The following is a 22176-nucleotide window of genomic DNA, read 5'->3' as shown; positions in this document are numbered from 1 at the left end:
CGCAGCCGCGAACCCTGCGAGGAAGGATGGCCCGTGAAGTTCCGGTACTGCACCGAGTGCGCCGCGCCGCTCGAGCAGCGCGACGCCACCGAGTACGTGTGCGCCAACGGTCACGAGTACTGGAACGAACCGCACGCGAGCGCCTGCGTCGCGGTTCTGCGCGACGGGCAGGTCCTGCTGGCCCGGCGCGGCATCGAGCCGCGCAAGGGCAAGTACGTGCTGCCCGGCGGCTTCGTCGAGTTCGACGAGACGCCGTACGAGGCCGCGCGCCGGGAGATGCGCGAGGAGACCGGCCTGGACTGCCCCGAGCTGGACCTGCTGGAGGTGCACACGATCCGCTACCGCGAGAACGAGGCCTCGCTCAGCGTCGTGTTCCACGCCCGTCATTGGAAGGGCGAGCCGACGGCGGGCGACGACGCGGCGGCCCTGGTGTGGCGGCCGGTGGAGTTCGTCGAGACCGACGAGTTCGCCTGGCACATCCCGAATCTCGCGGACAGGCTGCGCGCGCTCACCGGGTGACGCTGCAGACGTCAGGCGTCATCCTGGGCTGGTGCTCTACCGCCTCCTCGCCGATGCGGTGATGCTCGCCCACTTCGGCTTCCTCGTGTTCCTCGCGGTCGGCGGGTTCCTCGCCTGGCGGTGGCCGCGGGTGCTCGTCGCGCACGCCGCCGCCGTGGTGTGGGGGGCCCTGAGCGTGTTCGTCGGCCTGGCCTGTCCGCTGACCGGGTGGGAGAACCGGCTACGCCGGCTGAGCGGGGAGCAGGGCCTGCCTGCCGGCTTCGTCGACACCTACCTGACCGGGGTGATCTACCCGCAGGAGCACGTCCTCGCGGCGCAGTTGCTCGTCGCCGGACTCGTCGCGGCGTCCTGGCTGGGCCTCGCCGTTCGCCACGGCACCCGTCCGCACGGCGTCAACCGCTGACCCGCACCACGGCGTCGACGACGGCGGGTCCGTGGCTCAGCCCAGGGTCGTTGTGCCGCGCGCCCGCCACCTCGACCACTGTCGCACCCGCGGCGTCGGCGACGGCGAGGCTCTGCTCCCGGGGCACGACCTCGTCGGCGCCGCCTGCGACCACGACGACCGGTACGCCGACGCCGGCGACCTGTTCCCGTACCGGGAAGCGGTCGCGCAGCAGCAGCCGGACCGGCAGGAACGGGTAGTGCACCGCGCCGACGTCGGCGAGGGCGGTGAAGGGGCTGCGCAGCACCAGTCCGCCGACCGGTCGGTCCCGCGCGAGCCGGACCGCGACGGCGGCGCCCAGGCTCTCCCCGAACAGCAGAACCCGCGCCGGATCGCCGCCGCGCTCGTCGACCAGATACCGGTGAGCGGCCCGGGCGTCGGCGGCCAGGCCCTCCTCCGTGGGCAGGCCCGGGTTGCCGCCGTACCCCCGGTAGTCGAGCAGGACGACGTCGAACCCGCGAGCAACCAGGGCACGGGCGAGCGGGACGCGGTCGGCGCGCGACCCAGCGTTGCCGGGAAGCACGAGGACAGTGGCGTTCCGGGTGGCACCCGTCGCCGGGGCGTGCCAGGCCACGAGCGTGAGCCCGTCGTCCGTGTGCAGCTCGACCTCCGACGCGCCCGCCAGCACCTGGGCCGCGCCCACGGTCGGCGGGCCGCCCGGTAGGTAGATCAGCCGGCGCTGGAACGCCCAGACCAGCGCCAGCAGCACGACGGCGACGAGCCCCAGGATCGCGACGGCACGGACGGCCACCCGGACAGTCTCACCCGTGCGCGACGGTCAGGCCCCGAGGAACCCGCCCGACTGCCGCTGCCACAGCTGTGCGTAGCCGCCGCCGCGGGCCAGCAGCTCGACGTGCGAGCCCTCCTCGGACACCCGGCCCCGGTCCAGCACCACCAGCCGGTCCATGCCGGCCACGGTGCTGAGCCGGTGCGCGACGACGATCGCGGTGCGGCCCTCCATCATCCGCCACAGCGCGTCCTGGATGTGCGCCTCGCTCTCCGAGTCCAGCGCGCTCGTCGCCTCGTCCAGCAGCAGCACCGGTGCGTCGCGCAGCACGGCCCGCGCGATCGCCACCCGCTGCCGCTGGCCGCCCGAGAGCTTCACGCCGCGTTCGCCGACGAGCGTGTCGAAGCCCTGCGGCAGGGCGTCCGCGAACTCCAGCACGTGCGCCGCCTCGGCGGCCGCCCGGATCTGGGCGTCCGTGGCGTCCGGCCGGCCGAACGCGATGTTCTCCCCCAGGGTCCGGTGGAACATCACGGGATCCTGCGGGACGTACGCGATCAGGCTGCGCAGATCCGCCTGGGTGAGGCGGGTGATGTCCCGGCCGCCGACCAGGATCCGGCCCCCGTCGACGTCCATCAGGCGCAGGAGCAGGCGGATGATCGACGTCTTACCGCCGCCCGAACGCCCCACCAGTCCGACCCGCTCGCCGTCGGCGATGTGCAGGTCCAGTCCGTCGAACAGCGGCGCGGCCTGGCCGGCGTGGGTGAAGCGGACCCGCTCCAGCACGACGTCCGCGGAGCCCGTCGGGCGGGCGTCCGGGGCGTCCGGGTCGAGCACGGTCGGCGCATCGAGGAGTAGCTCGGCGAACTGCGCGGCCTCGGTGACCGAACGCTCCAGCTGGCGCCAGATCTGGTTGAAGTCGAACAGCACGGACGTGGCCTGCGCCAGGTAGGCGAACGTCACGATGACCGCTGCCGCCCCCGGGCCACCGCCCCGGTTGGCGACCGCCAGCGCGAGCAGGAGACCGACGACGTTGGTCACGATCGACAGCGGGCCGACGATCGTGTCGATGCGCAGGTTGTTGTAGTCCCACGAGATCAGCGTCAGCCGCCGGTGCTCCCGCACCCGCCGCTCGTGCTCGGCCGCCTCGCGGCGCTCGGAGGCGTAGGCACGGACAGCGTCCATGTTGCTCAACGTGTCCGCGACGTGCCCGGACAGCCGGGTCCACGACGCCTCGCGTGCGTCGACCATCGCCTGCCGCCGGTGGATCAGCGGCGCCACCGCGAGCGCGCTCACCATGATCATGCCGAGCATGACGAGCACGAGGAGCGGGTTGAACTGCCACAGCACCACCGACGCGAACGCCAGCGGCAGCAGGTTCGCCACGATCCGGAAGGCCAGCGTGTCGACGAAGTCCTCGTACTGCGACGCGAAGGTCAGCACGCGCTTGGTCAACGAGCCGGCGAAGTTCTCGTGGAAGAACGCGGCGTCCTTGGCCAGCAGCTCGTCCATGCCGTCGATGTAGAGCTGCTCCATGCCGTACGCGTCGGCCCGGTTGAGGCAGTGGATGCCGGCGCGCCAGCACACCTGCCCGGCGAGCATGGCTGCGGCGAACGCGACGACGTAGGGGGCGACCAGGCCGGCGCTCATGTTCTCGCCCGCGATGAGCCGGGCGACGACGGCCGCGACGGCGAGCGGCGGCAGGTAGTTCAGGCAGATGTTGCCCAGCGCGGGCAGCAGCAACGCCCACAGGGTGAGCAGCGGACGCCGGCGCATCTCGTGGGCGTAGAGGCGCAACGCGAGCCGGAGCGCGGCGCGGCGCCGCAGGATCGCGGCATCGGGATCGGTCGACGGCGGTGTGGTCGGTGGTGCGGTCAGTGTGACGGCGATGGCGGAGACCCCCTCGTGATGCCGAGGTTCATGGTCCGCGCGGCCCGTGATCGGTTCCACCGAATTGCCGCCGTGGTAAGAGAACGGCATGGACGAACGGGTGATCGTGTGCTTCGGCGACTCCAACACACACGGGTCGCCGCCCTGGACGGGCGAGCCCCGGCCGCGCTACGGCCCGGACGTGCGGTGGCCCGGCGTCCTGGGGGCGGCCCTCGGGCCGTCGTGGCGGGTGTGCGAGGAGGGCCTTCCGGGTCGGACGACCGTGCACGCCGACCCCATCGAGGGCGGCCACCTGTCCGGGCTCGCCGCGCTGCCGATGGTGCTCGGGACCCACTCCCCCGTCGACGTCCTCGCGATCATGCTGGGGACGAACGACCTCAAGGCACGCTTCGCCTTCGGCCCGGCCGACATCGCCACGGCCGTCGGCACGCTCGTGCGCAGCGGCCGCGCGTTCTGCGAGGCCACAGGACGGCCGGTGCCGCGGATCCTCGTGATCGCCCCGGCACCTGTCACCGAAGTGGGCGAGATCGGGGAGATGATCGCCGGGGGAACGGAGAAGTCGCGCCGGCTGGGCCCGATGCTGCGGGCGACGGCGGAGGAACTCGGTGTGGATTTCCTCGATGCGGGCGCGCACATCCGCGCGAGCGCGACGGACGGGATCCACCTCGAACCGGACGCGCACCGGGTGCTGGGCCAGGCGGTCGCGGCGGCGGTGCGGTAGCCGGAAACGGGGCTAGCGGACGACCGGTCGGGCCCGCCGCCCCTGCACGGCGACGACGTCCCCGGCGCGCAACTGCGCTCCCCTTCGCGTCTCCACCCGGCCGTTGACCTGCACCTCGGCCGCCTCGATCAGCTCCCTGGCGTGTCCGCCGTCCTCCGCCAGGCCGGCGAGCTTGAGGAACTGCCCGAGCCGGATGGGCTCGGCGGCCAGCGGGACGTCGTCGATCGGAGGGCGGGCCACGACGTCATCATGCCCCGCTGATCGTGATCGGACGCTCGACCCCTTCCATCGTCAGCGCCGCAGCCGGTCGGCAGGCCGCCGTCGAGATCGAGGAAGTGCTGGCTCGCCGACACCAGCAGCGGGCCGGCGCCGTCCATCGACCGCGAACTCGACGCGCTGCCCGTCACTCATCGTGCTGCTCCTCCGGGTTCGGTTGACGAGTCCGTTCCCTCGCCATAGCGTTCATTCACAACGAAGTATTTTCATAGAAACGAATAGATCGTCTTCAATTTTCTGGCGGTCTTCGATGAAAGCCGCGACGGCGATGCCTCTGGAACACATGTCCTCTGCGACGGCCCGCGGTCCGATGGCTCCGGGGTGCCGACGACGGGCCTCTCCGTCGGAGAGCAACGGCACCCGATCCACTGCCCCGCGCAGAGTGTTCGATCTGGCCGGGCAGTCGTCCCCCGGCGGAGTCGGTTGGGTGTGGGCGCGGACGGACCTCGACACAGCCACCGTGGCGACCGCGCGGCGTGAGTTGTCGTCACTCCTCACGACGACCGGCGGCGTCGGCACCCTCCTGGTGTACCTGGGGTCGGAGTGCTTCGTCGACCTCCGTGGGCTCCGTCTGCTGGTCGAGGTGGCCGCACAGCTCCGGTCGCAGGGCGGTGCGCTGGCCGTGGTCGCTCCTCCGTACTGCCTGCGGCAGATGGTCCGGTTGGGCCGGCTGGAGGCCCAGCTCCCGCTTCTCCGCACGGCCCGCCAGGCCGCGTCGTGGGCGCGTACCCACGGGTCGGGCGACTGGTGACGGCGGCCACGGCGTCATCCGCCGAGCGCGTGGCCCGCCCCCACGGTTACGAGCACCTCGCGCCGCTGTTCGTCGAGCGCGACGCGCTGGCCGACGATCATCCGCACCGGGCCCGGCTGCGCGACGAGCTGATCTCCGGCTACCGGCCGGTGGCGCGGCACATCGCCCACCGGTTCGGCTACCGCGGCGTACCGGCCGACGACCTGGAGCAGGTCGCAAGCGTGGGGCTGATCCTGGCCGTCGACCGGTTCGAGGCGGACCGGGGCGTCGACTTCCTGTCCTACGCGGTGCCGACGATCACCGGGGAGATCCTGCGCTATCTCCGCGACCGGTCGACGGCAATCCGCGTGCCACGCCGGCTGCGGGATCTGCAAGCCGCGATCTACGACGCCGCCGCCGAGCTCGGCCAGCGGCTGGGGCGGGCGCCGCGGCCCAGCGAGATCGCGGCGGAGCTGCAGGTCGACGTCGAGCTCGTCCTCCAGGGCCTTGCCGCGCAGGGCGCCGCACACTGCTCCTCGCTCGACGAGCCTGCCGAGGACGAGGGGGGCCGGCCCGGCGACCGCATGCGGTTCGGCGGGGGCCTCGGGTGGATCGAGCCACGGTTCGACCTGATCGAGCAGCGCGCGGCCCTCCTCCCGCTGCTGGCGAGGTTGTCGGAACGCGACCGCACGATCCTCGCCCTGCGCTTCTTCGAGGGCCTGACGCAGAGCGAGATCGGGCAGCGGGTGGGGATCTCGCAGATGCACGTGTCGCGAGTGCTGTCGCGGACGTTGCTCAGGCTGCGGGCCGAGCTCGCCCGCGACTGACTCCCCGGAGGCCGGTCAGCACATCGGGGGCGAACTTCCCTGCCGGATCGCGGCTCCGCGCCAGGTCGAGGGCGTCCCGCAGCCGGGGGAAGCGCTCCACGAGATCAGTGTTCGACAGCCGGTGCAGCTTGCCCCAGTGCGGGCGGGGCGCGAACCCGGCGAGCGCGGCCTCGATGTCGCCGATCAGGGCGTGCACCTGCTCCGGGTGTTTCCGCCAGGTGAAGCCGATGCTCACGCTGTCACGCCGGTACGCCGGGCTGAGCCACAGGTCGTCCGCCGCGACGGTGCGGATCTCCGCGGCGTGCAGGTGCGGGGAGATCCGCTCGCCCATCGCGCGCAGGGCCCGGACGGCGTCGACGGCGTGCCGGCGGGCGACGAAGTACTCGGTCTGCAGCTCGTCGCCGCCCACCGACGGCGGCGCGTCGAGCCGGAAGTGCGGCAGGCGCTCCGACCACGGCCCGACGAGGCCCGCGCGGGGGTTCAGCCCGATCCCGGCGGGCACGTCGGCGTCGTCGTACCACCGGCCTCCGTGCAGCGACCGCGGCGCCGGTGCGGGCGGCTCGTCACCGACCCGGGTCTTCTGCCAGATCTGCGCGAGCACCGGGGCGCCGAGGTCGCCCATCAGGCTCACGCTGTAGGCGCCCGCCATGATCTCGTCGAACGCCTCCAGCACGCCGTCCCACGGCGCGCCGACGTAGACGTCCTGCCGCACCTGGTAGGTCGGCTGGATCTCCAGCACCATCCGGGTGATCACTCCGAACATGCCGAGGCCGACGGCCATGGCCGCCAGTGCGGGGTCGCCGCGGCCGACGGTCTCCGATGTGCCGTCGGCCCGGACGACCTCGAGCGCGACGACGGCGGTCGACAGGATCCCGTTCGCGTCGCCGGACCCGTGCGTGCCGGTCGCGGTGGCCCCTGCGACCGAGATGTGCGGCAGCGAGCCGGTGTTGTGCAGCGCGAAGCCCTCGCTGTGCAGCGCCACGGCGAGCTCCCCGTAGCGGGTGCCGCCGGTCACCGACACCGTCATCGCGGCGGGGTCGACGGTGATCTCCGGCGGCACCGCGTCCAGTGAGATGAGATCGCCTCCCGGACGGTCGGCGACGGCGCTGAACGAGTGCCGGGTGCCCAGCGCCCGCACGCGCGGGAGCCGGGCGACGAGGTCGTGGACCTCCGCGACGGTCGCGGGGTGGTGCACCGCGGCCGCGCGGTAGGTCAGGTTCCCGGCCCAGTTGGTCTCTGTCGGCACGGCTTCCCCTCACGATCGAACGCCGCGAAAAAGACTCGCACACAGGAACCGCATCGCCCGCACCAAGGATGCCGGGCTCGTACACAGGTCACGGCCTGTGTGCCGACCCGGTTACCTTTGTGTGAGCCGCTCAGTTGACGCACCGAACGCCGGCGGCGGTGATCGGCTGTGCCGCGGGCGCCGGTGCAGCAGCCATGGGGGGCGGCGGTGATGGGGCTCGACCGCCGTCGCCCGACGGCGGCGGGGCCGATCCTTCCGCGCTCGCCCGTGGCGCGCCGACGGGCGTGCCCTCGGACAGCGTGCCGACGAAGTCGCGCACGGCACGAGGATCGATCTGCACGGCGACCCCGTCGTCCGGGGTGGGCAGGTTCGGCCGGCCGGTCGGGATCGTGCGGAAGCTGATCGCGCCGGCGGTGAGCCCGCGCGCCTGAGCCGCGAACGCCAGCAGGTCCCAGCCGGAGTCCACCACCACGTAGCGACTGACCGCGGCGATCAGGCCGGACACCTGCGCCGGGTCGGCCAGCGTCCCCGTCGACAGGACCTCGTGCGCGAGGCTCGCCAGGAACGCCTGCTGGCGCACGACCCGGTCGAGATCTCCTCGCGGCAGGCCGTGTCGCTGCCGCACGAACGCCAGCGCCGCCGGGCCCTGCAGCGTCTGCGGTCCGGCCGCGAGGTCCGCGCCCGAGTAGGAGTCGCGCACAGGGGCGTTGAGGCACACCGGCACGCCCCCGACCGCCTGGGTGATGTCGGCGAACCCCGCGAGGTTCACCTCGGCGTAGTGGTCGACCGACACGCCCGTGAGCTGTTCGACGGTCGTGACCAGGATGCGCCGGGCCGCTTGGGCCGCCTGCTGCTCCAGCGCCGGGCCCGTCACGCCCTGCGCCGCGAGCCGCGCTCTCGCGGCGGCCGCGGCCCGCGCGTAGGCCGAGTTGATCTTATGGGTGCCGAAGCCCGGGATGGCCACGTACGAGTCACGCGGGATCGAGACGGCTGTCGTCGGCAGGCCTGCCTCGTCGGGGATCCGGACGAGGATCAGGGTGTCGGTGTTGAGCGTGCCCTGGTCGGGTCCGACGTCGAGTGCGTCGAACAACTCCCGCGGCAACGGGTTACCGGCGGCGTCGGTGCGGCTGTCCAGGCCGACCAGCAGGATGTCGGTCACGCCGTCCGACGGCCGGTCCCGCGTCAGCACGTCGCTGGTCACCAGCCGCGCACCGAGCTCGCGGTAGGCGGTCCAGCCGTAGCCGGTGACCATCAGCACAAGCGCAGAGACGACCGCGACGGCGACCCGCACCCCGCGCATCTCGCCTGCTCACCCCCTGCCCCGACCCTTCCACGATCACGAGCCGCCGCCGGTTCCCCGCGCCGGGGGCGTCGTCCTCAGCTTCGACACAGATCCGCGCGGCACGATCGGGGGCATGACGACGCGCTCCACCCGCCTGCTCGCGGTCACGCTCGCCGGCGGCCTGGTGCTGGCCGGTCTGCTCACCCCGGTGGCCGCCGGGATCGCGCTGGTCTCGAACGGGACACCGGCACCGGCGGGCGGCCCGTTGCCGTCGACGGACATGCCGGCCGTCACCACCGTTCTCGACCGCGACGGCCACCCGATCGCGCAACTGGACGAGCAGTACCGGATCCCGGTCCCGATCAGCGGCATCTCCCCCGCCATGCAGGCTGCGGCCGTCGCGATCGAGGACCGGCGGTTCTACGACGAGGCCGGCGTGGACCCGGTCGGGACCGTCCGGGCGCTGGCGACCAACGCTCTAGGCGGAGCCACCCAGGGCGGCTCGACGATCACCCAGCAGTACGTGAAAATTACCTGATCAACGTCGTGGACCGGAGCGACCCCGCCGCCCAGCGGGCCGACCGGTCCGACACGCTGGGCCGCAAGGTCCGCGAGGCGGAGCTGGCCACCGGGCTCGCCCACACGATGTCCAAGAACGACGTACTGGACGGCTACCTCAACGTCGTCGAGTTCACCGGCAACGTCTACGGGGTGGAGGCCGCCGCCCACGCCTACTTCGGCACCACCGCCGCGGCACTCACGGTCCCCCAGGCCGCGCTGCTCGCCGGGATGGTGAACAACCCCAGCCTCTACGACCCGTACGACCACCCGCAACAGGCGAAGGACCGGCGCAACGTGGTCATCGCCGTGATGGCCCAGGTCGCGATGATCACGCCCGCCCAGGCCGCGGCGGCGACGGCCGCACCGCTCGACGTGCTGCCCGACGGACCGGTCGTGCCCGGCAGCACCTGCATGGCCGCGGCCCCCGACGCCGGCTTCTTCTGCCAGTACGCCGTCGACTACGTCGAGAAGGCCGGGATCACCGCCGACCAGCTCGCCACCGGCGGCTACACGATCCGCACGACGATGGACCCGGCGGCGAGCGCGGCGGCGAAGGCCGCGGTGGAGGCCAACGTGCCGACGCGCCAGAACGGCGTCGCCAATACGTTCGCGGTCGTCCGCCCCGGCCATGACGGACACGAGGTCGTCGCCATGGTCGCCAACCGCAACTACGGCACCGACGCGGCGCAGGGCGAGCGCGCGACGGACATCGTGGCCGACCCGAGCAACGTGTTCGGCGCCGGCTCGTCGTTCAAGATCTTCACCACGGCCGCGGCCCTGGAGAACGGCACGGTGGTCTTCGACTCGGCGCTGCCGAACCCGGCGACGGACTGCTTCACGCCGCCGAACGCGAACCGCCACACCGCCTGCTACCCGGTGGCGAACGACGGGACGAGCTACCCGGACCCGATCAGCCTGCAGGACGCGCTCGCGACCTCGCCGAACGTCGCCTTCGTCGGGCTCGAGGCCCGCACGGGCCTGCCGTCGGTGATCGCGATGGCCCAGCGGCTCGGCCTGCGCGACTCCCTGGCGAGCAACGACGCCGGCGGAACCCCCGTCACCGACCCGGCGGACCCCCGATCCCAGGATCCGCAGTACAACCAGCCGCAGTCGCAGTACTTCCAGAACCTCCTGTCGTTCACCCTGGGTGTCAGCCCGGTGAGCACGCTGGAGATGGCCAACGTCGCGGCGACGATCGACAGCGACGGTGTGTGGTGCCCGCCGAACCCGATCGAGGCGGTGACGGACCGGGACGGCCACCCCGTCGCCGTGCCGCAGCAGGCCTGCGAGCAGGTGATCGCTCCCGGCCTCGCACACACCCTGGCCGCCGGGCTGAGCCAGGACACCGTCTCCGGCACCTCGGCCGCGGCGGCCCGGACCGCGGGGTGGACCCGGCCGGACATCGGCAAGACCGGCACGACCAACGCCAGCGAGTCGGTGGCCTACGTCGGCGGCGTCGGCGGGCTCACCGGGTACGCCGCGTCGTCGATGGTGTTCGCCGACGGCACGCACCCGCAGGAGCTCTGCCCGGGCAGCCCGGTGCACCTCGGCGACTGCGGGCACGGCGCGTTCGGCGGCACGGTCGCGGCGCCGCCGTTCTTCGCCACGATGAGCAAGCTCCTCGCGGGCACCCCGGACGTGCCGGTCCCCGGCCCCGACCCCGCCTACCTGCAGCCCGCCCCGCACCCGGTGGGCGGCTGACGGCGCGGGTCGGGCGAGGGCCGGGCCCACTAACCTTCACCCGAACCGGTGATCGAGGCCGGGCGTCGACGGAAGGGCGAGGATGGGCGACAGGCTGATCTTTCAGCTGGGCACCAACAACTGGCAGCGCGGCGGGGAGTTCGCGCCGGGCTCGGGGATCCTGCACGAGGCGCACCACAACGCCTACAACGCGATCCCTGGAGTGCGCTGCTACTCGATGTACCCGTCCAGGCGGCAGCGGTTCCGCGAGGACCTGGTGCGGGTCTTCGAGCTCGACCACGACATCCCGATCTGCGAGTCGATCTCGCCCGTCAGCAACTACCGCTGGCACGGCATGAGCGAGGTCGAGGTCGACGCCTACCGCGCGCGCCTCACGGACGAGGTCGCGGAGTGGATCGACGAGATCGAGGAGACCACCGGCGACCGGTTCACCCTCGCCATCGCCCACCACGGCTTCATGAACACCGTCGTGATGCGCGACGTGATCCGCCGCCGCGCCGCGAAGGGCCGCGGGACGATGCCGCTGCTGTGCTTCGCGCACGGCACCGAGCTGAAGATGTACGCGAACGAAAAGCGCCAGGACAACCCGGCCGAGTTCCCGCTGCGGTTCCTGCCCTTCATGCAGCGCGAGAAGATCTTCGACTACGCCGATCCCGACCACGGCGTCGACATGGTCGCGTCGATCTCGGCCGAGCAGCTCGAGGCCCTGACCTCGATCTTCCCCGAGTTCCCGCGCGAGCGGGCCGTGCTCTCGCACAACGGCTACAACCAGCAGGTCTTCCAGGTGCTGCCGGACGTGTACGAGAACCGGGCAGAGGTGCTGGCCGGGTTCGACACCGCGCCACCCGAGGGCCACGGTGAGCCCGAGCCGGTGGCACCGGCCGACGGGTTCGACGCGGTGGTCGCGTTCTGCGGCAAGTTCGCCGACTGGAAGCGCCTCGACGCCCTGCTCCGCGCCGCGGCGACCTACGAGAAGCACGAGAAGAAGATCCTCACCCTCGTGATCGGCTCGGGGCCGCACGAGGCGCAGGTGAAGATGCACGACCTGGCGGCGGAGCTGGGGCTGCAGCGGACGTACTTCGTCGGGCCGCGTCAGCAGGACGAGCTCACCACGCTGTTCAACTGCGCGGACGTCGGCTGCTTCCCGTCCTACCGGGAGCCCTTCGGCCTGGTGTTCATCGAGTGCATGGCGTGTGGGACGCCGGTGATCGGCGCGAACTCCGGTGGTCCGCGCGACTTCGTGACCTCGGAGGTCGGCACCCTGGTGAAGGAGACCGACGACCGGCAGGAACTCGCCCACTCGCTCGCCGTGGCCGTCACGACGGCGATCGAGGAGGACTGGAAGCAGACCAAGGGCCCGGTGGCGCAGGTCTACGTGAAGGAGAACTTCAGCGTGGTGAAGCAGGTGTCCGACCTGCTCGCCGCCGTGGAGCGGCTGACCGGCTGACCCCCGGGAGATTCCGACCGGTCGGTGGCCGAGCTCCTTACAGCTCGGCCATCAGCCGGCGGATGGTCTCCCGCGACTGGGCCGGGGTCTCGGCCTGGACCGTGACCCGCTCCATGATGAGCTGGTACTCCTCGACGTCGGCGCGCTTGTCGAGGTACACCGCGCTGGTCAGCTGCTCGAGGTAGACGACGTCCGGCAGGTCCGGCTCGGCGAACCGCAGGATCGAGAACGACCCGCCTGCGGCGGCGTGGGCCCCGCTGCGGAACGGCAGCACCTGCACGTGGATGTTCGGCGCGGCGCTGACCTCCAGCAGGTGCTTCAGCTGCTCGCGCATCACCCGGACGGGCCCGAAGGCCCGCGTCAGGGCCGCCTCGTCGATCACCGCCCACAGGTGCGGCGCCTCCGGCTGGTGGAGCATCTCCTGCCGGTCCATCCGCAGCTGCACCCGGCGGTCGAGCTCGTCCGCGGACCGGCTGTGGCCGTGGCCGATGACCGCGCGGGCGTACTCCTCGCTCTGCAGCAGGCCGGGGACGAACTGGAGCTGGTAGGTCCGGACGACCTTCGCGACCTGCTCGAGCCGCAGATAGGTCTCGAACCAGTTCGGCAGCAGGTCGCTGTGCCGCTGCCACCACACGCGCATGTTGGCCTGGCGCATGAGGTCCAGGACGGCGGCGCGCTCGCCGTCGTCCGTGACCCCGTAGAGGGTGAGCAGGTCGACGACGTCGCGTTCCTTGAACCCGACGCGGCCCAGCTCGAGACGGCTGATCTTGGCGTGCGATGCGCGGATGGCATGGCCGGCGTCTTCACGCGTGATCCCGGCGGCCTCACGGAGCCGACGGAGCTGCGTACCCAGAAGGATGCGCGACACGGTTGGGGCATCGTTCTGAGCCGACGACGGCTGCGCGGTTGCCGACGGTGATCGCCGACCCGCTGCTCCTGCGTCCACTCGGACCTCTTTCATCACGGCCTACGTCGCTGCCGACCTACGCAGGGTAGTACCGCGACGATGATACGGACCACGTGAACCGTCAAGATTCGAGGTGTCTCACATGACGAGGTCGTCGAACTCCCCCGCCTTCGCCCCGTGGAGGAAGGCCTCCATCTCCGCCCGGGTGTAGATGAGGGCCGTCCCACCCGGGGCGCGGGAGTTCCGCACGGCGACGCCACCCGCAGGCAGCGGGGCAAGCTCCACGCAGTCGCCGTTCGGGTTGCTGGCAGCGCTTTTCCGCCAGGTCAGAAGACCGAGGAGCACACCGGGCACCTCGGTGTCCTCGTCGGTCGGACCAGTCCAGCGGCTGTCGATCTCCACGCCGTCCTCCCGCTTTCCGCTCACGCCCACGACACCTGTGGTCACGGCACGCACACGATAGGGCAAGTGTTCTTGCAGATGAAATAGCAGATGAACGCACGGCTGTCCGTGCGGGCTACTTTGCAGATGCACCGACAGATGCTGCACACTGGAAACGTCAATCACTCGGTCGTCGTACAATTGTGACGAGAGGGACACGGTGGGTAATCACAGCCGGTCGCGCTCCGCCCGTCGCGACCTCGCGACGGTCACGATCACCTGCGTACGCGACGGCCACGCCCATGCCGTACCGGACGTGCAGATCGCCGGCCCGCAGGCCGACGGGCGCGGGCGCTACGTCGCCCTCTGCGGGCACGTGGTGACGGCAGCCCCCATGATCGACCCCGAGGGCGCCCCCTGCCCGCTCTGCTCGAGGTCGTGAGCGCCTCAGGGCGTCAGGCCTTGCGCGCCACGCCGCCCAGCTCGGAGACGTCCGCCGCCTCGCCGAAGGCGTTGGGCTCCGCGCGCCACCGGGTGATCTGCACGACGCCGGGCTCGACGACCTCCAGCCCGTCGTAGAAGCTCTCGATCTCCTCGTGGGCCCGGACGTTGTAGGGCACGCCGCCGCTGTCGCGGTACTGCTCGAGCGCGGCGACGTAGTCGAGATCGGTGTCGGTGCCGTCGCACTGCACGAGGAAACTGCCCGGCGGCAGCCCGGCCAGCAGGCGCCGGAGGATGCTGCGGGCCTCGTCGACGTCCGCGACGTGGCCGAGCACGCCGATCAGCAGCAACGCCACCGGCTTCGTCAGGTCGAGGGTCGTCCCGGCCTCGGCCAGGATGCGCGCGGGGTCGTGCAGGTCCGCGTCGATGTAGTTCGTGACGCCCTCGGGCGAGCTCGTGAGCAGGATCCGGGCGTGCGCCAGCACGAGCGGGTCGTTGTCGACGTAGACGATCCGCGACTCCGGGGCGAGCCGCTGGGCCACCTCGTGGGTGTTGTCGGCGGTCGGCAGGCCGGTGCCGACGTCGAGGAACTGCCGCACACCCGCCTCGTCCACCAGGTACCGCACGGCCCGGGCGAGGAAGTGGCGGACCGCCCGCGCCTTGTCGCGCTGCCCCGGGTAGACGGTGAGGAACTCGTCGCCCGCCTCCCGGTCGGCGGCGAAGTTGTCCTTCCCGCCGAGCCAGTAGTTCCAGATGCGGGCCGAGTGCGGGACCGAGGCATCGATGTCGCGCAGTTCCTGCGCGTCCGCCGAGCCGTTCGCCATGCGTGCCCCCGCCATCCGGTCGAGTCGATAATCGTCGTTTCACCCTAGCCCGCAGCAAAGTACGGTGAGCACGCGCTCTGAACCCGCCTCGACCTGGCTCCCACCGGTGCTCGACGAGGGTTCCCTCTGACCCCCGGGAGGACGCGGCCGATGCTCAGCGACCCTGCTCCGCGCCCGCCCACCTGCTACGACCCCGCCACCCCGCCCCACCGCGACGAGCAGGGCGTGCACGTCTACGACCACGCGACGATCCGCGCACTGCTCCGCGACCCGCAGCGCGTGACGTCCGACGTGAGCGAAATGATCACTCCCGAGCAGCGCGACCACCTGCACCCCGTGAGCACCTTCGTCTGGGCCACCGACCGCCGGACGCTGAGCGGATGCCCGGGCCGGCACGCCGCGCTGCGCTCCGCGATGGCGCCGTGGTTCACGGCCGAGGCCGCCGCGGCCCGGGCCACGACGGCGGCCGAGATCGCCGCCGAGGTCGCGGCCGAGATTCCAGCCATGCACGTCGAGGCCCACACGTCCGGCGGATCGTTCGACGTCTACCTCGACTACGCACTGCCCACGGCGGTGACCTACCTGGCCGATTGGCTGGGCATCGCGCCCTCGGACGTGACTTACGCCGTCGACGACCAGCTCGCCGCCGGCGACATGTTCGCCTCGTGGCCGCCGCTGGCCGCTCCCGAGATGGACGAGTACTACCGCGAGCTGATGAGCCGGCCCGGCCTGACCGGAGTCGCCGCGGAGGCGCGCGACCTGGTCCGCGCCGGCACGCTGACCGAGCGGGAGTCGTGGGGCACCCTCTACGCGATCTCGGTCAGCGCGGTGGCGACCGCGACGACGGCGACGCTGACCGTCGGCCTCGCCCTCGAGAACGACCTGTGGCCCCGGATGGCCGACCCGGCGCAGGCCCGGCCCGCCGTGGAGGAGGCTCTCCGGCTCGGCACCCCGTTCCCGCAGGCCAGCCGGTTCGCCCGCGAGCCGTTCACCGTCGGCGACGTCGCGGTGCAGCCCGGCGACCAGGTGCTGATGTGGCTGACGGCCGCGAACCGGGACATCCCCGGACCGCACCGGCAGCCGCTGGACCGGTTCGACCCGGGGCGCGACACCGCCGATCACCTGGGGTGGGGATTGGGCTACCACCGCTGCGGTGGCCTGCACCACGCCCGCACCACCGCGGTAGCGGCCGTGACGACACTGGCGCAGAGATGTCCGGACCTGACGATGGCCGGGCCGTGGAAACGCTACGTCGGCATCGACGACGGTTACGTCGCCGCGCCGGCGATCACCCTGCCGGACCGATCACCGCCGATCCCCCGATAGGGTCCGCGCCTGCACTACGGACCGTGACGACCACGGCCAACTGTTCCACAGCACCACTCGATCGCCGGATCGCCGAGTCGGGGGAAGGACGCGGACATGGGGGTTGACCCCGGACGGTTGCCGGAGGACTCGGTCCGCCCGTCGGAGAGCGGTCGGCACCGCAGTGCCGGTCCCGGTGGCGCCGAACCGGCCGGTTTCGACTCCTCCGGCTTCGAGCGCAACGGCGTCGACCGCATCCCCGAGAGCGACCGCACCTCGACGCCGTGGACGTTCTTCGTCATCTTCATCGGCGGCTCCGTCGGGCTGGGTGCCGTGGCCTTCGGCTGGGTCGGCATGACGTTCGGGCTGGGCCTGTGGGCGACGATCTCCGCGATCGCCGTCGGCACCGCGGTCGGGGTCCTCCTGCTGGTTCCGCTCGTCCTGCTGGGATCCCGGACGGCGACGAACAACGCGACAGGCTCCGGGGCGGCGTTCGGCGTCCGGGGCCGGCTGATCGGCAGCGGCATCGGGCTCCTGACGTGCCTGGTGTCGGTCGGCCTCACGGTCTGGACCAGCGGGGCCGCCGGGGTCGCGGTCGCGGGGCGGCTGTTCGGCCTCCCCGACTCCGTCGGGACGCAGGCTGTGGTGTTCGCGCTCGTCGCAGCCGTGTCCGCAGCCGTGGCGATCTGGGGATACCGCTGGCTGGTGCGCTGCACCGCCGCGATCTTCGCGATCGGCGGGATCCTGATGGTCCTGATGCCGGTGGCCTTCTCCGGCCGGATCCAGTGGGGATATGCGGGTTCGGAGCCCCTGCTGGGCACGTTCGGGGCGACATGGCTCTTGGTCGCCACCACCGTCGGGGTCGGCGGTGCGCTGGTCGTGTGCACGATCGTCGGCGACTGGACCCGCTACATCCGGTCCGACGTGCACCCGCCGAGCAAGCTGGCTCCGGTCGCAGCCGTGGCGCTCTTCCTGGGGTTCGCGGTGCCGGCGGCGATCGGGGCGATCGTGTCGACCGCGTTCACCGACCCCTTCGCGCCGTTCCCCGCCAGCCTGGCCGGTGAGTCGCCGCTCTGGTACGCGGTCCCGCTGCTCCCCTTCGCCGTCCTCGGCGGCGTCGGGCTGGTCGCCCAGTCGCTCTACAGCGCGGGGCTCGACCTCGAGGCCCTGGTCGTCCGGATCACGCGCGCCCGCGCGACGGTGATCATCGCGGCGGTCGGCGTGGTGCTGGTCTACCTCGGGCTGCTCGCCCCGACGATCCAGGGCGCCATCGGCGCCGCGCTGCTGATCCTCGCCGAGCTCAGTGCGCCGTGGGCCGTGATCGTGGGAATCGACTTCGTGAAGACGGGCGGCCGCTACGACCCCGACGACCTCCAGGTGTTCAACCGCCGCGAGACCGGCGGGCGGTACTGGTACACCGGCGGCTGGCACCGGGGTGCCGTGCTCGCCTGGGCCGTCGGCTCGGTGGTCGGGCTGCTGACCATCCAGACACTGCTGTTCAGCGGCCCGCTCGCCGGTGTCGCGGCCGGGGTCGACGTCAGCCTCCTGCTGGGAGCGCTCGTCGCCGCGCTGATCTACCTGCCGCTGCGCGGCCGGACGACCCAGCGGGTCTGACCCACTCGAACCCTTTCGGAACCGACTGCGCGGGACCGCGCGGGTACGGTGTGCCGTCGACCTGTGTAGGGGGCCGGTGAGCGGGAGGGTACGGACGTGACGGGTCCCGTCGGGGAGCACGCCTTCGGCGAGGAGCGCCGCGAGCGGATCGTCTCGATGGTCAACGCCCGCGGGCGCGTGCGGATCGGCGAACTCGCCCGCGAGGTGGCCGCCAGTGAACCCACCGTGCGCAAGGACCTCGCTCTGCTCGAACGTTCCGGGCTGCTGCGGCGCACGCACGGCGGCGCGCTGGCCCTGCGGCCGCCCGCCGAGCGCCCGTTCGCCGACCGGTTGAGCCGCGACGCCGAGGCGAAGACGGCCATCGCCCGCGTCTGCGTCGACCTCGTCGCCGACGGCGACGCGGTCTACCTCGACAGCGGGACCACGACCCTGCGCATCGCCGAGCTGCTGACCGCGCGCAACGTCAACGCGCTGACCAACGGCATCGCCGTGGCCGCCGCCCTCGCCGAGAAACCGACGGTCCGGCACACGCTGGTGGGCGGCGTGCTGCGCCCGTCGGCGGGGGCGGTCGCGGGAGCGCTCGCCGTCGAGAACGTCGCGCGGTTCACGGTGAACACCGCCTTCATCGGCGCGACCGGCCTGACCGCCGACGGCATCACGGTGGCCGACCACAACGAGGCCCAGCTGAAGGTGGCCGTGCTGGGCCGGGCACGGCGCATCGTCGTGCCAGTGGACGTCTCGAAGATCGGCATCAACGACTTCGCCCTGGTCGCCCCGCTCGACGCCGTCGACACGGTCGTCACCGCGGACGCCCCGCCGGGGTTGGCCGAGCTGTGCGCACGGCACGGCGTCGAGCTGATCGACGCGGCCACCTGACGACGGGTCAGGCGCACTCCTCCGCGGCGGCCGGGACCAGCTCGGGGATGCTGTCGATCAGCGCGTGCAGCGCGAGGGCGGAGCCGTCGTCGTCGAACGGCTCGGTGACCAGGTGCGCGGCTGCGCGGATCTCGGCGGACGCCTGACCCATCGCCACCGCCGTCCCCGCCACCGCGAACATCGAGATGTCGTTGCCGCTGTCGCCGACCACCAGCAACTCGCGCGCGGAGATGCCCGCCCGCCGGGCCGCCCACTCGACGCCGGCGCCCTTGCTGATGCCCGGCGCGGTCAGGTTCAGGATGTTGACCCCGGGGAAGACCGGCGCGGTCGAGGGGTCGACGTGCAGGCCGAGCTCGGCGCCGAGGGCCAGGACCGCAGGCGCGTGCTCCGGCTCGAAGCAGTACACAGTGATCTTGAACGTGTCGGCGGCGGCCAGGTCGACGTCGGCGATCTCACCGTCGGGACCACCGGCGATGTCGCCCCAGGCGGGACGGGCAACCTCGCGGCGGTCGGTGACCAGGAAGTCCGCGTCGACGGCGAACTCGGCGTACGCGCCGTGGTCCAGGCACCACCGCGCAACCCGCGCGGCCGCGTCGGCGGGCATCGCCCATCCGCCGACCGGCACACCGTCCTGCAGCACCAGCGCGCCGTTGTGCACGACGTCCGCTCCTTGTGAGCCGGTCCGCTCCCGGAGGACGCCCAGCCCGCCGGGCGGCCGGCCGGTGGCGAAGCTCAACTGCGCCCCGCGGTCCTGGACCGCGCGGCAGGCCGCGACGAAGGCCGGGGTCGGCTCGTGGTGGTGGCTCAGCGACGTGCCGTCGATGTCGAGGAACACTCCGCGGACCGGCGGCCTGCGCCACTCGTCGAACCGGCCACCGGGCGCGAGCCCCTTACTGAGATGCAATCCGAGCACGATTCGATCGTAGTCGAGCGGGTTCGAGTGCAACCGAACTCGTATCGAACGTCACCCGACGCTGCGGTGAACATCGCACCGGACAGGGCGACTCAGGACCCCCGCTTCACCGACTGGCCGTAGGCCCCGGTCCCCTCGGCGACCTCGTCGAGCTGCTCCTGCGTCAGCAGCGCCGGCTCACCGAGCTGCGTGGCCACGTGGTAGAGCTTGCAGACCCACTCCAGGTAGATCGAGCGGGTGTAGGCCTTGCCCAGGGTGTCGCCGTAGGTGGTGGCGCCGTGGTTGCGCAGCAGCACCCCGCTGCGGCCCACCATCGCGTCCACGCTGCCCTGCGCCAGCTCGGGGCTGCCGAACCGCGCGTAGGGCGCCACCCGCACCGGGCCGCCGAGCAGCGTGATCATGTAGTGGACCGGCGGGACCTCGTCCCTGGTCACCGACAGGGCCGTGCCGTACATCGGGTGGCTGTGTACGACGGCTCCCGCGTCCGTCGCGCCGTACACCGCGGTGTGCATCGGCACCTCGGACGACGGCTCGAGGTCGGCCTCCACCACCGTCCCGTCGAGGTCGACGATGCAGATCGCCTCGGGTGTGAGCTCGTCGTAGTTCACCCCCGAGGGTGTGATGGCGATCAGGTCGCCGGAGCGGACGCTGAGGTTGCCGGAGGTGCCGACGGTGAGGTCGTCGGCCTGCATCTTCAGGCAGTAGTCCACCAGCGCGGCGCGTTCGTCGGGCAGCAGCATGTCGAGCTTCCTTCCGTGCAGCAGGAGAACACGATCTCACGGAGCGGGTGTCAGCGAGCGCCGCTCGCGGGCGGGAACAGGTGGGCCACCTGTGGCTCCCCCGACGTGTATCGCTCGGCCTGCTCCTCGAACCGGCGGTCGGCGCCGGTGAGGCGGCCCTCGTGCTGGCGCAGGTGCTCGGCCCAGGTGCCGACTAGGTACGACTCGACGAAGCGGCGCGGGTCGCCGCCGTCGCGGAACAGCTCCCAGCGCAGGGCCCCGGTCCGCCGGCGCGACCGGCCGACGAGACGCATCGCGTCGGTGAACGCCTCGGCGTTCTCCGTCGGGACGTCGTAGGTGAGCGTGACCAGGACCGGTCCGTCCGTCGCCTCGGGGATGAAGATCAGCTGCGGAGCAGGCCAGTGGGCCGACGGGGTGCGGTCGAGCGTCGTCGTGTCCGGCATCGGGCTGCGCAGCCCCGCCACCGCGCCCACCGCGAGGACCACCGCCGCGGCCAGGAGCGCCGTGGTCACCGACGTTGCGTCGGCGACCACGCCCCACACCACCGCGGCGACGGCCTGGGCGCCCTGGAACACCACGAGGTAGTAGGCCAGGCCGCGGGCACGCACCCAGTTCGGCAGGGCCAGCTGGAGCCCCGAGTTCAGGCTCGACATCACCGAGATCCACGCCGCGCCGACGGGCAACAGCGCGACGCCGACGACGATCGCGTTCTCGACCGCCGCGACGACCGCGAACGCCGCAGCGGTGACGACCATCGCCCCGGTGACCAGCCGCGCCGAGCCGACGGCGGCGCGTATCCGCGGGATGACCAGCGCTCCCCCGACCGCCCCGATGCCGACCATGCCGAGCAGCAGGCCGTATCCCCCGGCGCCCAGCCCGAGCCGTGCCGCGGCCACGACGGGCAGCAGTGCCCACACGGCCGAGGCTGCGGGGATGAACAGCACGGCCCGGTAGAGCAGAAGGCGCACGATCCGCGAGTGCCGGACGTAGCGTCCCCCGGCGCGCAGGGCCTCGACCAGCCGTTCCGGTGGTCCGGTGCCGACCGGCGCGGGCGCCCGCCAGCAGGTCACCACGATCATGATGCCCACGAACGACACCGCGTTGAGCGCGAACACCCAGCCCGGGCCTACCGCCGCGACGACGACTCCGCCGAGCGCCGGCCCCACCGCCCGCGCGAGGTTCATGTTCAACCCGTTGAGCGCCGCCGCCTGCGGCAGCAGGGCCCGGTCCACCAGGTCGGGCTGGATCGCCTGCCACGAGGGGGCCGCGATCGCGTTGCCGCAGCCCAACGCAAAGGTCAGGCCCAGGATCAGTGCCGGGGACGTCATGCCGAGGAACGTCACCGCGGCCAGCGCGGCGGCGGCGACGAACATCGCTCCCTGCGCGCCCAGCAGCAGCCGCCGCCGGTCCACGACATCCGCCCACGCTCCCGCCGGCAGTGCGAGCAGCACGATCGGCAGGCTGGAGGCCGTCTGCACCAGGGAGACCAGCAGCGGCGACCGGTCGATCAGCAGCCACTGCGCACCGACCGTCTGCATCCAGGTGCCGACGTTGGACGCGAACTGGGCGATCCACAGCGCCCGGAACATCGCATGCAGGCGCAGCGGGGCCCAGGCCGATCCGGGAGCGGGTGTGGAGGCCACGCCGCGTCGTACCAGATCCCGGCGTCCCGCTCAACAGACCTAGCGATCCTTGGTCGCCAGGACTTTGGCACTTGGTCAGAGTGTCAGGCAGCCGCCGACGGTAGCCGGGCCTGGGCGAGCCGGGTGTCGATGTGGGTGGCGAGGGTGCGCAGGGCCGCGCGGACGG

The 22176-nt window shown here is 72.3% G+C and carries 23 protein-coding genes; 12 read left to right on the top strand and 11 right to left on the bottom strand.

The features are described 5' to 3' along the window. The first annotated feature begins 33 nt into the window (after positions 1–33). Both RM445_RS21010 and RM445_RS21005 read left to right on the top strand, forming a co-directional pair. A complete protein-coding gene (locus RM445_RS21010) occupies positions 34–519 on the top strand; it encodes an NUDIX hydrolase (protein WP_311558520.1) in 486 nt (161 codons plus the stop codon). 31 nt (positions 520–550) lie between these two features. Then, entirely contained in the window at positions 551–922 is a 372-nt protein-coding gene (locus tag RM445_RS21005; RefSeq protein ID WP_311558519.1) for a DUF2784 domain-containing protein, read from the top strand. Here RM445_RS21005 and RM445_RS21000 read toward each other — a convergent pair. Then, positions 912–1712 carry an alpha/beta hydrolase gene (locus RM445_RS21000; RefSeq protein WP_311558518.1) on the bottom strand — a complete coding sequence of 267 codons (801 nt, stop codon included), beginning with the start codon at positions 1710–1712 and terminating at the stop codon, positions 912–914. The genes RM445_RS21005 and RM445_RS21000 overlap by 11 nt on opposite strands. 27 nt (positions 1713–1739) lie before the next feature. Further along, positions 1740–3665 (bottom strand): ABC transporter ATP-binding protein, encoded by a 1926-nt coding sequence (locus RM445_RS20995; protein ID WP_311558517.1) that lies wholly within the window; start codon positions 3663–3665, stop codon positions 1740–1742. Here RM445_RS20995 and RM445_RS20990 point away from each other — a divergent pair. After that, positions 3664–4296, top strand: a complete 633-nt coding sequence (locus RM445_RS20990; RefSeq protein WP_311558516.1) for an SGNH/GDSL hydrolase family protein — start codon at positions 3664–3666, stop codon at positions 4294–4296. The two genes, RM445_RS20995 and RM445_RS20990, sit on opposite strands and share 2 nt — an antisense overlap. A gap of 12 nt (positions 4297–4308) precedes the next feature. On the opposite strand, the gene RM445_RS20985 is transcribed toward RM445_RS20990, so the two are convergent. Then, the gene (locus tag RM445_RS20985; protein ID WP_311558515.1) at positions 4309–4536 is read right to left on the bottom strand and encodes an RNA-binding S4 domain-containing protein; all 228 of its coding nucleotides are present in this window, start codon (positions 4534–4536) and stop codon (positions 4309–4311) included. Between the two features lie 418 nt (positions 4537–4954). Between RM445_RS20985 and RM445_RS20980 the strand changes: the two genes are divergently transcribed. Both RM445_RS20980 and RM445_RS20975 read left to right on the top strand, forming a co-directional pair. After that, positions 4955–5323 (top strand): STAS domain-containing protein, encoded by a 369-nt coding sequence (locus tag RM445_RS20980; RefSeq protein WP_311558514.1) that lies wholly within the window; start codon positions 4955–4957, stop codon positions 5321–5323. Between the two features lie 29 nt (positions 5324–5352). Next, complete coding sequence (locus RM445_RS20975; protein WP_311558513.1) at positions 5353–6129, top strand: SigB/SigF/SigG family RNA polymerase sigma factor; 777 nt, start codon at positions 5353–5355, stop codon at positions 6127–6129. Here the strand turns inward: RM445_RS20975 and RM445_RS20970 are convergent. Beyond that, positions 6098–7375, bottom strand: coding sequence for a D-arabinono-1,4-lactone oxidase (locus RM445_RS20970; RefSeq protein WP_311558512.1), 1278 nt, complete (start codon positions 7373–7375; stop codon positions 6098–6100). The genes RM445_RS20975 and RM445_RS20970 overlap by 32 nt on opposite strands. Positions 7376–7505: 130 nt before the next feature. Further along, the gene (locus RM445_RS20965; protein ID WP_311558511.1) at positions 7506–8675 is read right to left on the bottom strand and encodes an LCP family protein; all 1170 of its coding nucleotides are present in this window, start codon (positions 8673–8675) and stop codon (positions 7506–7508) included. A 115-nt stretch (positions 8676–8790) separates the two neighbouring features. Here RM445_RS20965 and RM445_RS20960 point away from each other — a divergent pair, with 115 nt between their 5' ends. The 3 genes from RM445_RS20960 (at position 8791) to RM445_RS20950 (ending at position 12366) form a co-directional block, all read left to right on the top strand. Continuing rightward, entirely contained in the window at positions 8791–9195 is a 405-nt protein-coding gene (locus RM445_RS20960) for a biosynthetic peptidoglycan transglycosylase (protein WP_311558510.1), read from the top strand. Positions 9196–9203: 8 nt separating this feature from the next. Beyond that, entirely contained in the window at positions 9204–10919 is a 1716-nt protein-coding gene (locus RM445_RS20955; protein WP_311558509.1) for a transglycosylase domain-containing protein, read from the top strand. 82 nt (positions 10920–11001) lie between these two features. Continuing rightward, on the top strand, positions 11002–12366 hold the full coding sequence (locus RM445_RS20950) for a glycosyltransferase (RefSeq protein ID WP_311558508.1): 1365 nt from the start codon (positions 11002–11004) through the stop codon (positions 12364–12366). A gap of 37 nt (positions 12367–12403) precedes the next feature. Here the strand turns inward: RM445_RS20950 and RM445_RS20945 are convergent, their stop codons facing one another. Together RM445_RS20945 and RM445_RS20940 are read right to left on the bottom strand one after the other, a co-directional pair. Beyond that, positions 12404–13234 carry a helix-turn-helix domain-containing protein gene (locus tag RM445_RS20945; protein ID WP_311558507.1) on the bottom strand — a complete coding sequence of 277 codons (831 nt, stop codon included), beginning with the start codon at positions 13232–13234 and terminating at the stop codon, positions 12404–12406. A gap of 177 nt (positions 13235–13411) precedes the next feature. Continuing rightward, positions 13412–13720, bottom strand: a complete 309-nt coding sequence (locus RM445_RS20940) for a DUF397 domain-containing protein (RefSeq protein ID WP_397469378.1) — start codon at positions 13718–13720, stop codon at positions 13412–13414. Positions 13721–13874: 154 nt separating this feature from the next. Between RM445_RS20940 and RM445_RS20935 the strand changes: the two genes are divergently transcribed. Next, positions 13875–14096 (top strand): hypothetical protein, encoded by a 222-nt coding sequence (locus RM445_RS20935; RefSeq protein ID WP_311558506.1) that lies wholly within the window; start codon positions 13875–13877, stop codon positions 14094–14096. A 13-nt stretch (positions 14097–14109) separates the two neighbouring features. Here RM445_RS20935 and RM445_RS20930 read toward each other — a convergent pair whose 3' ends face one another. Further along, complete coding sequence (locus tag RM445_RS20930; RefSeq protein WP_311558505.1) at positions 14110–14934, bottom strand: SAM-dependent methyltransferase; 825 nt, start codon at positions 14932–14934, stop codon at positions 14110–14112. Between the two features lie 135 nt (positions 14935–15069). Between RM445_RS20930 and RM445_RS20925 the strand changes: the two genes are divergently transcribed. The 3 genes from RM445_RS20925 to RM445_RS20915 all read left to right on the top strand — a co-directional run bounded on the left by RM445_RS20925 (position 15070) and on the right by RM445_RS20915 (position 18714). Further along, the gene (locus RM445_RS20925) at positions 15070–16245 is read left to right on the top strand and encodes a cytochrome P450 (protein WP_311558504.1); all 1176 of its coding nucleotides are present in this window, start codon (positions 15070–15072) and stop codon (positions 16243–16245) included. Between the two features lie 96 nt (positions 16246–16341). Further along, on the top strand, positions 16342–17838 hold the full coding sequence (locus RM445_RS20920; RefSeq protein ID WP_311558503.1) for a purine-cytosine permease family protein: 1497 nt from the start codon (positions 16342–16344) through the stop codon (positions 17836–17838). A 96-nt stretch (positions 17839–17934) separates the two neighbouring features. Further along, on the top strand, positions 17935–18714 hold the full coding sequence (locus RM445_RS20915; protein ID WP_311558502.1) for a DeoR/GlpR family DNA-binding transcription regulator: 780 nt from the start codon (positions 17935–17937) through the stop codon (positions 18712–18714). A 7-nt stretch (positions 18715–18721) separates the two neighbouring features. On the opposite strand, the gene RM445_RS20910 is transcribed toward RM445_RS20915, so the two are convergent. The 3 genes from RM445_RS20910 to RM445_RS20900 all read right to left on the bottom strand — a co-directional run bounded on the left by RM445_RS20910 (position 18722) and on the right by RM445_RS20900 (position 22010). Continuing rightward, positions 18722–19627: an HAD family hydrolase gene (locus RM445_RS20910; protein ID WP_311558501.1), complete on the bottom strand. Its 906-nt coding sequence runs from the start codon at positions 19625–19627 to the stop codon at positions 18722–18724. Between the two features lie 92 nt (positions 19628–19719). Continuing rightward, positions 19720–20367 carry a class II aldolase/adducin family protein gene (locus tag RM445_RS20905; protein ID WP_311558500.1) on the bottom strand — a complete coding sequence of 216 codons (648 nt, stop codon included), beginning with the start codon at positions 20365–20367 and terminating at the stop codon, positions 19720–19722. 50 nt (positions 20368–20417) lie between these two features. Continuing rightward, positions 20418–22010 (bottom strand): MFS transporter, encoded by a 1593-nt coding sequence (locus RM445_RS20900; protein WP_311558499.1) that lies wholly within the window; start codon positions 22008–22010, stop codon positions 20418–20420. Between the last annotated feature and the right edge of the window lie 166 nt (positions 22011–22176).

The organism is Pseudonocardia charpentierae (genome assembly GCF_031845345.1).
Lineage (GTDB): Bacteria > Actinomycetota > Actinomycetes > Mycobacteriales > Pseudonocardiaceae > Pseudonocardia > Pseudonocardia charpentierae.
Note: the sequence above shows the minus strand (reverse complement) of the source record. Positions and strands in the feature narration are given on the sequence as shown.

What these genes read in the sequence shown, in the direction of transcription:
- RM445_RS20990 (WP_311558516.1), top strand. Translation starts at nt 3,664, where the DNA reads ATGGACGAACGGGTGATCGTGTGCTTCGGCGACTCCAACACACACGGG.
- RM445_RS20920 (WP_311558503.1), top strand. Translation starts at nt 16,342, where the DNA reads ATGGGGGTTGACCCCGGACGGTTGCCGGAGGACTCGGTCCGCCCGTCG.
- RM445_RS20930 (WP_311558505.1), bottom strand. Translation starts at nt 14,934, where the DNA reads ATGGCGGGGGCACGCATGGCGAACGGCTCGGCGGACGCGCAGGAACTG.
- RM445_RS20950 (WP_311558508.1), top strand. Translation starts at nt 11,002, where the DNA reads ATGGGCGACAGGCTGATCTTTCAGCTGGGCACCAACAACTGGCAGCGC.
- RM445_RS20905 (WP_311558500.1), bottom strand. Translation starts at nt 20,367, where the DNA reads ATGCTGCTGCCCGACGAACGCGCCGCGCTGGTGGACTACTGCCTGAAG.
- RM445_RS20995 (WP_311558517.1), bottom strand. Translation starts at nt 3,665, where the DNA reads ATGCCGTTCTCTTACCACGGCGGCAATTCGGTGGAACCGATCACGGGC.
- RM445_RS20965 (WP_311558511.1), bottom strand. Translation starts at nt 8,675, where the DNA reads ATGCGCGGGGTGCGGGTCGCCGTCGCGGTCGTCTCTGCGCTTGTGCTG.
- RM445_RS20925 (WP_311558504.1), top strand. Translation starts at nt 15,070, where the DNA reads ATGCTCAGCGACCCTGCTCCGCGCCCGCCCACCTGCTACGACCCCGCC.
- RM445_RS20960 (WP_311558510.1), top strand. Translation starts at nt 8,791, where the DNA reads ATGACGACGCGCTCCACCCGCCTGCTCGCGGTCACGCTCGCCGGCGGC.